The following is a 12,194-nucleotide window of genomic DNA, read 5'->3' as shown; positions in this document are numbered from 1 at the left end:
TCTAATTAACGGGTAAGTTTCATTTTGTAATCCACGGAAACTTTTCCTCTCGTGATATCACTTAACTTATTTTTGATAAGGCGCTTTTTCACGGGATTCAAATGATCTGTGAACAAAATGCCTTCGATATGATCGTATTCGTGTTGGATAATACGGGCGGCTAAACTTTCGAATAGGTCGGTTCTTTCCTCGCCTTGCTCCGTCCAATAGTGGATTTTTACATATTCTGGGCGATACACTTCGCCGCGAATGCCGGGAATAGAAAGGCAACCCTCTTCAAAACCCCATTCGTCGCCTGTTTCTTCTAAAATGGTGGGATTGACGAACACCTTTTTGAAACCAATTAATGACTGATCTACATCCTCGTCTTTTTCTCCTTCGTTCATGGGGCGTCCATCCACTACAAATAAGCGAATGTCCATGCCTATTTGAGGGGCAGCTAATCCTACTCCACTAGCAGCATACATCGTTTCAAACATGTCTTCCGATAGTTTGATTAAATCGATACTACCTAATTGTATAGGGGATGCGACTTTTCTTAAAACGGGATCCCCGTAGGGTATAATTGGATAAATCATGTCTATTAACGCAATGCAAACAACAAATTTAGCAGAATTTATCCTTTGTTTTTCGTAATTTGCAGGGATTTTTAACCTAAGTGAGATTTATTAAATTGATTATGAATAGAAACTTCTTTAAGGCACATCCTTGGCATGGCGTTCAAATAGGTGATCAAATGCCTGAATTAGTGACCGCGTTTATTGAAATTGTACCTACTGATACGGTAAAGTACGAAATTGATAAGCAGACGGGCTATTTAAAGATTGATCGTCCGCAGAAGTTCTCGAACATTGTCCCCGCTTTATATGGATTTTTGCCACAAACCTATTGTTCTGATGGAATCGCGGAATTAGCACGTAAATATTCGGGAAAGGATATTGAAAGAGGGGATGGGGATCCATTAGATATTTTAGTGCTTTCAGAGCGTGCGATTACGCATGGCGATATTTTATGTCAAGCGATTCCAATTGGAGGAATTCGCATGATTGATAAGGGAGAGGCGGATGATAAAATTATTGCGGTATTGAAGGATGATCCGATTTATGGCAAATGGAAAGATATTTCTGATGCGCCCAAGGCTATTGTAGAGCGATTGAGGCATTATTTTTGGACCTATAAAATGTTACCAGGTGAAACTACCTCAAATACGGTAGATATTGATGATATTTATGGTCGCGAAGTAGCTTATGAAGTGATTCGTCAAGCGCGCGAGGATTACCGTAAAAACTTTGGTTAGAAACTTATAAAAAATAAGATTATGTGGCAATTTGTCAAGTATTCATTAGCGACTGTTTTTGGTCTTTTCTTATTTGCAATCGTCTCTATATTGCTTTTAGCTGGCGTGGGTGCCGCTATTGGTAGTTCAGACGAGGTATACGAATTGAAAGATAATTCCGTTCTAAGGTTGGATTTGAATCGGCCTATCGTGGAAAATGCATCGACAGAGGATAATCCATTTTCAGCTTTAACAGATGCGTATTTTGCTCCTACTGAAAATCTGGGTCTGATTCAATTATTGTCCGCTTTAGAGCGCGCAAAAGTAGACCCTAAAATCAAGGGAATCTATTTAGATGCTAGTTTTCCAATGGCTGGATATGCTCAGTTATCGGAGATTCGGGAGGCGATTCAGAAGTTTCAAAAGTCTGGTAAATTCGTCTATGCTTATGCCAATTCCTACACAGAGAAAGGCTATTACATCTCTTCCGTGGCGGATCAGACTTATTTAAATCCGAATGGTTTATTGGATTTTAATGGAATTAGCGTTCAGTACACTTTCTATAAGAAGGCTTTGGACAAATTAGACATCGAACCATTAGTATTTCGCGTAGGAACCTATAAATCAGCGGTGGAGCCCTTCATTCGTGAAGATATGAGCGAGGAAAGCAAGGCACAGACCTCGTCTTTCTTGCAATCCATTAACACCTATATTTTTGATAAAATAGCCCGTAGTAAAAATATCCCGGTGCGTAAATTAGATCAAATTGCGGATAGTCTTCAAGCGTTTGAGCCATCATCAGCAGAGAAATTAGGCATGATTAAGCAAGGATATTGGGATGAGTTTGAGGCTTTATTGAAAAAGGCGTCGGGGGAAAAGGAAAAAGTGATTTATGTGTCTTTGAATAACTATTTAAAAGCAAAAAATCCAATTGATGAAGTCGAAGGGAAAGATCGTATTGCGGTTTTAGTAGCGGAAGGGGAGATTTCTGGAACGAGAGCCAGTGAAGGAAACATTGGTTCAGATGATTTTGTGAAAGAGTTGAAGAAACTTCGCGAGAGCAAATCAGTAAAGGCGATTGTGCTTCGTATTGATTCTCCAGGAGGTTCCTCTCTGGCTTCAGATATCATGTGGCGCGAGATTGAGTTAACAAAGAAAGTAAAGCCAATTATCTCATCCATGTCTAATTATGCTGCCTCAGGTGGTTATTATATGGCAATGGGTACAGATGTGATTGTAGCTCAGCCGACGACTATTACCGGTTCGATAGGTATTTTTGCGGCTTGGTTTAATGTAGATAATTTCTTGAAAAACACGCTTGGTATTACGCAAGATCACGTAGATACGCATGCTAATTCTAATTTTATGAATTCGGCTGGCGCACTAACTGATTTCCAAAAATCAGTCGTTCAAAACTCCGTGAACAAAGGCTATTTATCGTTTACAACGAAAGCAGCGGCAGGTCGTAAGATGACCCTACAACGTTTGCAGTCATTAGCAGGCGGTCGTGTTTGGACAGGTGCACAAGCGAAGCAAATTGGTTTAGTGGATGAGTTAGGAGGATTAGACAAGGCCATTGAAATCGCAGCATCGAAAGCGAAATTAAAGCCAGGTGCTTATAAAGTCGCGGTTTATCCGAAGGCTAAATCGTTTGTAGATGAATTACTTAGTTCTGCAACTTCGGAGACGTCGTTGTCAGAGCGTTTGTTGTCCAAAAACATCCCTTGGGCCTCCTCCGTTTTAGAGGTGAACCGTTGGAAAAAAAGAGAAGGCTTCTTAGCAATGATGCCTTATTTAATGGAGTTTGAATAGAAATTAAAGTTGATATGGTACGTAATAATTGGACTCGCGAAGAGGTAGAAAAAATTTACAACCAACCCTTTTTGGACTTGGTCTATCAGGCTGCGACGGTGCACCGCGAGAATTTTGACCCGAATGAGGTGCAGATCTCAACCCTTCTTTCGATTAAGACGGGTGGCTGCCCGGAAGATTGTTCTTATTGCTCACAAGCGGCGCGTTACCATACAAATGTCAAGGTGCAAAAATTACTTCCGTATGAGGAAGTAATCCAAGCGGCAAATCGTGCAAAAGACAATGGAAGTTCTCGTTTCTGTATGGGAGCGGCTTGGCGCGAGGTGCGTGATAACAAGGACTTTGACCGGGTACTTGATATGGTCAAAGGAGTAAACTCCTTAGGCATGGAAGTCTGCTGTACCTTAGGCATGTTATCCGAGGAGCAAGCACAGAAATTAAAAGATGCAGGATTGTACGCTTACAATCACAACATCGATACCAGTGAGGAATATTATGAAGACGTGATTTCAACACGTACCTACGACGATCGTTTAGAGACCTTAGGAAACGTGCGTAAGGCGAATTTATCCGTTTGTTCTGGTGGAATCATCGGAATGGGCGAAAGTGCGGGAGATCGCATCGGAATGCTTTTAACGCTGGCTAACTTACCTGAGCATCCTGAATCAGTTCCGGTGAACAATTTAGTGCCCGTAGAGGGAACGCCTTTTGAGAATCAAAAGACGGCGTCAGTTTGGGATTTAGTTCGCGTGATTGCTACTGCTAGAATCATGATGCCAAAGTCTGCGGTTCGTTTATCTGCCGGCCGTTTAGAATTAAATTACGAAGGCCAGGCTTTCTGCTTCATGGCAGGGGCGAATTCGATCTTCTCTGGCGATGTGTTATTAACTACTCCTAATCCGGACACGAAATCGGATGAAGAATTATTCCAAATCTTGAGCATCAAACCAAAGGCAGCCTTCAAAGATGCGCGTAAGCCTGGAATTGAATTCAACCAGATTCCGAGCGCTCAAGGTTTAGAGCATACGCATTAATAGAAAATATTAAATGAAGAGGCGCTATTCCGGAAGTTTTAGCGCTTTTTTCATGCGGTAATGTTGGATTTCCCCAAACAACAGATAAGATTCAGCTATAATACAATATCCAATAGCCTGATAGAAGGGTACCGCATTTTCTCTAGCCTCTAGGACGATTTCTGTCCAACCTTTCGTCTTAGCTTGATCTTCCAAGTAGGCCATGATGGCTTTACCGATCCCCTTTCCTTGCGCTGCTGTAGCAATGGCTACACAACGAACTTGACCTTGGTTCGGAGAAGATTCGTGCATGCGTGCTACACCTTGCACCTCCCCATTCTTTACCGCAATGGCATGTATGGCCTGGTCTTCATCGGCTAAAACCTCGGATCCGAGGGGCTGATTCCAAGGCTCACGCAGCACGTTAAAGCGCAAGGCGTAATAGGCTTTCCATTCAGAGTCGGTTTGAGGAGCTTTGATTTCCATGTACTAGAGGGATAAAAAAATGGCGCAGCCCGCAGGGCTGCGCCATAAATATACTCGATTTCGATCCTATTTTGCAAAGTTTACGGCGCGCATTTCGCGAATCACCGTTACTTTAATTTGACCTGGATATTGCATCTCTTTCTCGATTTTTTGAGAAATGTCAAACGATAAGTTCGAAGCCTTTTCGTCGCTTACGTTCTCGGAATCAACCATGATACGTAGCTCACGACCCGCTTGGATCGCATAACATTTCTGTACGCCATCGAAGGAAGTAGCTAAAGCCTCTAAATCGCGTAAACGCTTCATATAGGACTCCATCATCTCGCGGCGAGCACCTGGACGAGATCCAGAGATTGCATCACATACCTGAATAATAGGTGAGATCATTGAAGTCATCTCGCACTCGTCGTGGTGAGCTCCGATAGCATTACAAACCTCTGGATGCTCTTTGTATTTCTGAGCCAGTTCCATTCCAAGTAAAGCGTGAGGAAGTTCTGGTTCTTCATGCCAAACCTTACCAATATCATGCAATAGACCTGCACGCTTCGCTAGTTTCGCATTCAATCCTAATTCCGCTGCCATCGTTGCACAAAGTTTCGCGACTTCGCGGGAGTGTTGCAATAGGTTTTGGCCATAAGAAGAACGGAAACGCATGCGACCGATCATCTTGATTAATTCCGGATGTAAACCGTGAATATCTAAGTCGATTACGGTCTTCTCACCGATTTCGATAATCTCATCGTCGATGTTCTTTCGGGTCTTGTTCACCACCTCTTCAATACGAGCTGGGTGAATACGACCATCCTGAACTAAACGGTGAAGTGACAAACGAGCGATCTCGCGACGGACAGGATCAAATCCAGAGATGATAATTGCTTCTGGCGTATCATCCACGATGAACTCCACTCCAGTAGCTGCTTCCAGCGCACGGATGTTACGTCCTTCACGTCCGATGATTTTACCCTTGATATCATCTGATTCGATGTTGAAAACAGAGACGCAGTTTTCAATCGCATTCTCTGCGGCAGTTCTTTGAATCGTTTCGATAACAATTTTTTTCGCCTCTTTTGTTGCGGTTAATTTTGCTTCTTCGATAGCTTGCTTCACTAAGGAACTCGCTTTCGATTCTGCCTCTGCCTTTAGGGCATCCATGATCTGCTGGCGTGCTTCATCTGCTGATAGCCCTGCAATCTTCTCTAGTTGGCTGATTTGATTCGCTAGCATCACTTCTGCTTCTTCGCGTTTCTTATCTACATCTTCTAGCTTCTTGCGGTAATTTTCTTCTTTCGATTGTACGCTTTGTTTTGCTGATTGTAATTCTTGTTCAGCTACGCGTTGTTGTTCCGCTTGTTGTGCTAATACGCGTTCTTTTTCCCGCAATTTTTGTTCGTTTTCTACGAGAATTCCTTTTTTGTTTTGGGACTCTTCTTCGAATTCGGAGCGAAGGCGTAGGAAGTTTTCCTTCGCCTCTAGCATACGGTCTCTCTTGATGTTCTCTGCAGTGATTTCTGCATTTTTAACGATATCCTCCGCTTTGCGTTGGGCATCTGTTTCGATGTTTTTATTTACCTTGGAGTAGAACACTTTTCCGGCAAATAGTCCTCCCGCCGCGGCGATGAGGGGTAGAATAAAAGTTAATATAGTCGACATATAGAACGAATGTGTGTTTATACATTAGTTCCCTGAAAAATCGAAAAAAAAGGAAAATTATACCGTGAACTCGGCCGCTAGGGTTAACAATTCGTTGTTTTCATCCAGCACGTCGGCCTGGAGCGAATTATGTTCTGCGTCAAATTTCAAACCACACATGGCTAAATCAAGTGCCACCATCGCCATCACGGCTGCGGGATCTGAGCTATTTGTTTGTTGTTCGTAATAACGAACCATTTTGTTCACTAATGATGCTGCATTTCGTACGTAAGCCTCCTCGCCCGGACTAACCTTTAAGGCGATACTTTGTATGCCTACGATCAGATTACAAGGGATTTTAGGATTCATGGATTGCGTAATTGGTCAATGCAATGATCTATTTTTGTAATATATTCTTCTAACTTTTGTTTCAACTCAGCGGTGGGAACTGCTGTGTTATCTGTACTAGCTACAATTTTAGCGAAATTATCTGATTTTTTAAAGTTTTTCTCCAATTCTTTTAGGCGTCTTTGGGATTTAGCTAGCTCCTCTGATTTAACAGCGAGTTTTTGTTGGAGATCTTCCAGTTCAGCTTCTTTTTGTACGAGAGTACCTTGAAATTCGTGTAAACGCGCCACCATCCCGCTGATCTTCAGCTTGAGATTTAGGTATTGCATTTTTAGTTCACTTTTCATTTCAGAGCTAAGCTAGGTTTTCCGTTTTTCCAGGAGAATTCTTTGACAATAATGTAGGCCAAAATACAAATAAATCCGATGTTTTGGCTGATGAGTAGTGGAATTTGTAAGCTCGCAAAAATGGACCCTGATAGAATCGCCAAAACCCCTAAAGCAATGTACCCGATTGCAGCCATCCAGCGGTAGGGTGCGGGGTCGAATTTTTGGCCCCCTACGTAACACAATAAAGTCATCACGATTGAAGAAGCTAGGAATGAATAAGCGCAGGCCATATAGCCATAAACGGGGATAAACAGCACGTTGCCTACTAAAGTAACTACGAGCCCTAAAACCGTAATGACCGTTCCCATGTAGGTTCTATTCGTCTTTTTAAACCAAACGGATTGCGTGTAATACACCCCTAAAAACAAGTTGGCAAGAAGCAAAACAGGGACTACACCTATGCCTTCCCAATAAATAGGCTGGCGTAAAAACAACCCTTGAATCCAGAACAAATTAGAACTCACACCTACCCATAAAATCAGGCAAACGATGACAAACCAGTGGCTGACTAAGGCTAAATTAGCTTGACTATTTTCCGCGGATTTAGAACCTAAAAAGAAAGGTTCCGCGGCATATTTGAAAGCTTGGATCGCTAGACTCATAAACACTGAAAGTTTGTAGCAATTACCATAAATACCCAACGCATCTTCGGATGTCCTTCCCGCATAAAATCCATCGGGTAAAAATTCTTCTAGCAACAATCGGTCAAACATCAAGTTGAACATCGCCGCTAAACTCATGAACATAATGGGGTAGGAATAGACCCATAATTTCTTCAATTCAGTGCCATCCCAAGTCCATTTGAAATCAGCAAAAGAAGAACGCAACCAATAAAACAGACTTGCGTTAGCCAGTAAATTAGCTAAGAAAATATAGCCAGCACCGATGCTTGGAAAATAGAGATTCTGAATAAATACGGGCCCCCAATGTCCTTCGTGCATCGGTTTTAATAAGGCTAAAAAGAATAGGTTCAATCCGACGTTGATTAGGATAGAAACGATTTTGGCCTTGACAAACAATTGAATTTTTTGTTCTAATCGTAGGCGGGCAAAGGGAATCGCCGTCACCGCATCGATGGCTAAAATCAAGGCTAACCAACGCATAAACTGACCTTTTCCTTCATAGCCTAATTGCGCCATTAAAGGGTCTGCAAAGACAAATAAACCCAGCGTGAATAGTCCGGAGGTAAGAATGATAGCCGTTAGGATGATATTATAATAGCGTTCGGGAGCTTCCTTTGCGTAGCGGAAATAGGCCGTTTCCATCCCGTAAGTGTAGATGATATTGGCGATGGCTACATAACCATACAATTTCACATTAACGCCCAAGGCAGCCGGCATAAAGGCGGCGGTGTGAATGAAAACCAATAAAAAATTTAGGGAGCGTCCCAGGATGGTACTGAATCCGTAGGAAAGTGTTTCGCCAGCTAATTTTTTAAGAATGGACATGCGTGAATGTTCGGTCAATTCTCAAAGTTACAATTTATTGCTTTTGATAGCCGATGATTTGGTAAAAATGCTCAGAATAACTTTCGCTGATCGGAATGTGGTTCTCGCCTATTTTGATTTTTTGGCTGCGAATAGACTCCATCTTGCTAAGCGAAACAATGAACGATTTGTGCACCCGAATGAAATCAGTGGACGGCAATTTTTCCTCGATAGATTTCATTGTCATACGACAAACTACTGGGAATTTTTGGGTTCTTAGGTGGATTTTAATGTAGTCTTTTAAGCCTTCTATGTAGAGGATATCCTCAAGCATAATCTTCATCAAGGAATAATCTGCATGAATGAATATGAACTCTAATTTAGGTGCTTCTGTCGGTTTAAATGCTAATTGCTTGCTCTTGTAATAGTCTAAAGCTTTATGACTCGCCTTTAGGAAACGCTCGAAATTGATCGGTTTAAGAACGTAGTCTATCACGTCTAAGTTAAATCCATCCAGCGCGTATTGTTGGTAAGCAGTCACGAAAATGACCATGGGTCTTGTCGTCAAACTTTCTAGAAATTGAAGCCCAGTCATGCCTGGCATTTGGATGTCTAGAAACAGCAAATCCACCGGATTGTTCTCTAAGTATTCTACCGCCTCCATCGCATTTCTGCAACGCTTAACCAGCTGAAGAAATGGAACTTTGGAAATATTATCCTCCACTAAATCCAAGGCTAAACTCTCATCGTCCACCGCTAAACACTTTAAAACGGTACCAGGAATTTCAATTAGGTTTTCCTCTGACATATTAGACGTGTTTAATGGTGAGGGTAATTTCGAATTCCGAATCCGTTTCTTTAATCACTAACTCATGGTTAGAGGGGTATAACAACTCAAGACGACGATTTACATTCGCTAATCCGATACCTGAGCTCTCGTCTTTTTTCTCATTTAAGGTGGCACCTTTCTTGTTTGCCACATGAAAAATTAGCTCTTTAGCCGAATCTTTTAACTCAATTTCAATGGTCGGATTTTCAATGAATCCCACACCGTGTTTGAATGCATTCTCCACAAATGGAATCAATAACATCGGTTCAATGCTGCTCGATGTAGGCCCTAGTTCATGTGTGAAATTGATTTGTATATCATCCCCAAAACGTATCCTTTGTAAGTCAATATAGCTTTCCAAATAGGCTAATTCCTTACTAATGGGAACAATGGAATCATTCGTTTCATAGATCATGTAGCGCATTAATTCTGATAATTTCACGACTACCGGCTCTACCATTTCAGGTTTTCTACGCGATAATGAAACCACACTATTCAACACATTGAACATAAAATGTGGACTGATTTGCGAACGCAAAAAGGAGAGCTCCGATTTCAAACGCTCGTTTTCTTGTTCCTTGATTTCCTCATCTTCCTTCATTCGATCTGAAATCAATCGATAGGATGTACCAATGGCCGCATAAAATAATAATTGGAAAATCATTCGCATTAATCCGCCTCTTCTTGGACCTCCAGATCCGCTACCTTGACCTTCCGGGTGGATGAAATTAGAATAAACCCAGTGGAATAACTCTTCATGGACCCAAAGCATGAAAACGATAGCTCCAGTTAATGTCACCAAGTAAATTATAACGCCTTTTGCTCGCAGTAACTTAGGAAGTAAAATCTCCGTGTTTAAGTAAAAGAAGGGGATGTTAATGACAGTGAAACTAGTCATGTAGAAGATCCAAAAATAGGAGCGTCGAATCTCTTCTGGATTGTTCGAATTAGTATTTGGCCCTAACAAAATGGGAAGAGCAATCAGGAATGCCCAAAAAAAGAGGTGCAATAACAGGTTCCTGAATTTAAACGTCTTATTTATCATTGGGTTTTATTTTGCTTTTTGTATTCAGCGAATTCAAATTAAGAGAATCTTCCTTATATTTCCTGAATATTTTCTACCACTATCCTGATTGTGCCGATGAAAAGGCAGAATGATTTTAGGTAGATTTGCTTAAACCTTGTTTTAACCATGAAAAAAATCCTCTTTTTTTTGCTGCTCGCCGCACCTATTTGTGCCTGGGCTCAGCAATCGATTCCCCTCACTGATTTAACCGCTTTTGATCAACCCAGTAAGAACTGGACCATTGAGCAATCGGTTTTTGCCACGTATTCAGATACGCTATTTCAGGTAAGCCCAGGTAAAGGGATTTTAGTAAATACGCTAAGAAGTGGTAAATACCACCGGACGGATGATTTGAAGTCCAAAATGGAGCATGGTGATATTCGATTGTTAGTGGATTTTATGTTGCCTAAAGGAATGAATTCCGGCATCTACTTGCAAGGTCGCTATGAAGTGCAATTATATGATTCATGGGGCAAGAAGACGGTGAAATTCGGTGATTGTGGGGGAATTTATGAGCGTTGGGATGATGCACGTGGTAAAGGGAAAGAGGGTTATGAGGGGTATGCTCCTCGCCAAAATGCGAGCAAAGCTCCTGGTTTATGGCAAACTTTGGAAATTGATTTTCAAGCACCTCGTTTTGATGCGAATGGTCGAAAAATAGCGAATGCCATTTTCAAGAAAGTGATTTTAAATGGACTTGTTGTTCAAGAAAATATCGAAGTTTCTGGAATGACTCGCGGAGCGATATTTGATAAAGAAGCCCCTTTTGGCCCTCTCCTGATTCAAGGGGATCACGGACCAGTGGCCTTTAGAAATTTACGTTATGAGACGTATGAAAAACCAACAGCCAGTTTAGGCGAGGTTTCTTATGACTACTATACCGGTAAATTTATCGATCCTATCGTACCTAAGTCAAGCCCGGTAAAATCAGGTAAAATACCCGCCTTAACGTACCGCGTTATTCCTGTAAATAACGATTATTTAATTCATTACAAGGCAGAATTAACCATTCCAGAAGACGATAACTATGAATTCATAACCTATTGGACAGGATCTGGTGAATTGAAAATTGATGGCAAGGTATTGAACCAGGGTGCCCATTGGTACAATGAAATGGTACCAGCATCTACTTTTCTAAAGGCTGGGAAACACCAGTTAGAAATTGTTCATATTAAAGATTTTCCTTGGGGTCCTAAGGCCTTAGGATTACAGGTAAAGCGGATAGGTGCTCGCTTAGTTTCTTTGCATGAAAGGACTTCTTTGTTAGATCCAGATGCAGTGGGTTTAATCGAGGTGAAAGCAAATGCAGAGCCAGTTTTACAACGTTCATTCGCCTTTCATTTAGGGAAGAAAAAGACCCATGTGATTCAGGTGGGTGATCCTGCAGGAGTACATTATAGTTATGACTTGAAGCAGGGGGCTATTCTACAAGTGTGGAGGGGTAAATTCCTTGATGCTACCCAAATGTGGGATAACCGTGGCGAGCCTCAAACATCCGAGCCATTAGGTTTAAATGTAGTTCAAGATGGTAAATTCCCACTCGTATTATCGCACCAATCACAGCCTGATTCAACCGAATTAGTGTACAAAGGCTATCGATTAGAAGCAGGTCGTCCAATATTTATGTACGAATGGCCGGGGGCTAAATTACGTTTGGAAGATCGCATTCAGCCAGCAGGAAACGGACTTCGTAGAACATTAACACTCTTGGGTGCGAGTCCTCAAAAAAGTGATGTGGAAGTAGTTTTAGCCAATGGACACCACTTATCAATTTTACAAAATGGCCTGGCATCTCAACCGGGTAACTTTATTGAATGGAAGGGTGCCACGGCAGAATTATTAAAATCAGCCTCAGGAGCTCAACAAATTCGCGTGCTATTTACGGGGGCACAATTCACCTATGATTTGATTTGGTAATG

General features: G+C 41.7%; 12 protein-coding genes. 4 read left to right on the top strand and 8 right to left on the bottom strand.

The annotated features are described in order from the left end of the window. Positions 1-5 precede the first annotated feature (5 nt). Positions 6-578, bottom strand: a complete 573-nt coding sequence (def, locus tag ACILP5_RS03370) for a peptide deformylase (RefSeq protein WP_395617249.1) — start codon at positions 576-578, stop codon at positions 6-8. A gap of 101 nt (positions 579-679) precedes the next feature. Between def and ACILP5_RS03365 the strand changes: the two genes are divergently transcribed. From ACILP5_RS03365 to bioB, 3 genes are read left to right on the top strand one after another with little or no spacing between them, the layout of a single operon-like run. After that, positions 680-1,297, top strand: a complete 618-nt coding sequence (locus ACILP5_RS03365; protein ID WP_395617248.1) for an inorganic pyrophosphatase — start codon at positions 680-682, stop codon at positions 1,295-1,297. Between the two features lie 21 nt (positions 1,298-1,318). Continuing rightward, positions 1,319-3,088, top strand: coding sequence for a signal peptide peptidase SppA (gene sppA / locus ACILP5_RS03360; protein WP_395617247.1), 1,770 nt, complete (start codon positions 1,319-1,321; stop codon positions 3,086-3,088). A 14-nt stretch (positions 3,089-3,102) separates the two neighbouring features. Beyond that, positions 3,103-4,122 carry a biotin synthase BioB gene (gene bioB, locus ACILP5_RS03355; RefSeq protein ID WP_395617246.1) on the top strand — a complete coding sequence of 340 codons (1,020 nt, stop codon included), beginning with the start codon at positions 3,103-3,105 and terminating at the stop codon, positions 4,120-4,122. 24 nt (positions 4,123-4,146) lie between these two features. Here bioB and ACILP5_RS03350 read toward each other — a convergent pair whose 3' ends face one another. From ACILP5_RS03350 to ACILP5_RS03320, 7 genes are all read right to left on the bottom strand, one after another. Then, positions 4,147-4,587 carry a GNAT family N-acetyltransferase gene (locus ACILP5_RS03350; protein ID WP_395617245.1) on the bottom strand — a complete coding sequence of 147 codons (441 nt, stop codon included), beginning with the start codon at positions 4,585-4,587 and terminating at the stop codon, positions 4,147-4,149. Positions 4,588-4,653: 66 nt separating this feature from the next. Beyond that, positions 4,654-6,237: a ribonuclease Y gene (rny, locus tag ACILP5_RS03345; protein ID WP_395617244.1), complete on the bottom strand. Its 1,584-nt coding sequence runs from the start codon at positions 6,235-6,237 to the stop codon at positions 4,654-4,656. Between the two features lie 57 nt (positions 6,238-6,294). Further along, a complete protein-coding gene (locus ACILP5_RS03340) occupies positions 6,295-6,585 on the bottom strand; it encodes a cell division protein ZapA (RefSeq protein WP_395617243.1) in 291 nt (96 codons plus the stop codon). Beyond that, positions 6,582-6,911 (bottom strand): hypothetical protein, encoded by a 330-nt coding sequence (locus ACILP5_RS03335; RefSeq protein ID WP_395617242.1) that lies wholly within the window; start codon positions 6,909-6,911, stop codon positions 6,582-6,584. The genes ACILP5_RS03340 and ACILP5_RS03335 overlap by 4 nt, the downstream gene beginning before the upstream one ends. Then, the gene (locus tag ACILP5_RS03330) at positions 6,908-8,401 is read right to left on the bottom strand and encodes a lipopolysaccharide biosynthesis protein (RefSeq protein ID WP_395617241.1); all 1,494 of its coding nucleotides are present in this window, start codon (positions 8,399-8,401) and stop codon (positions 6,908-6,910) included. Before ACILP5_RS03330 ends, ACILP5_RS03335 begins: the two co-directional genes overlap by 4 nt. Before the next feature lie 34 nt (positions 8,402-8,435). After that, entirely contained in the window at positions 8,436-9,188 is a 753-nt protein-coding gene (locus ACILP5_RS03325) for a LytR/AlgR family response regulator transcription factor (protein ID WP_395617240.1), read from the bottom strand. A gap of 1 nt (position 9,189) precedes the next feature. Beyond that, the gene (locus ACILP5_RS03320) at positions 9,190-10,254 is read right to left on the bottom strand and encodes a sensor histidine kinase (protein ID WP_395617239.1); all 1,065 of its coding nucleotides are present in this window, start codon (positions 10,252-10,254) and stop codon (positions 9,190-9,192) included. Between the two features lie 147 nt (positions 10,255-10,401). On the opposite strand from ACILP5_RS03320, the gene ACILP5_RS03315 reads away from it, so the two are divergent. Beyond that, positions 10,402-12,192 carry a family 16 glycoside hydrolase gene (locus ACILP5_RS03315; protein WP_395617238.1) on the top strand — a complete coding sequence of 597 codons (1,791 nt, stop codon included), beginning with the start codon at positions 10,402-10,404 and terminating at the stop codon, positions 12,190-12,192. Positions 12,193-12,194 lie beyond the last annotated feature (2 nt).

This window comes from Aquirufa sp., from assembly GCF_044239315.1.
Classification (GTDB): Bacteria; Bacteroidota; Bacteroidia; order Cytophagales; family Spirosomataceae; genus Aquirufa.
This window is presented reverse-complemented; position numbering and strand designations above follow the sequence as displayed.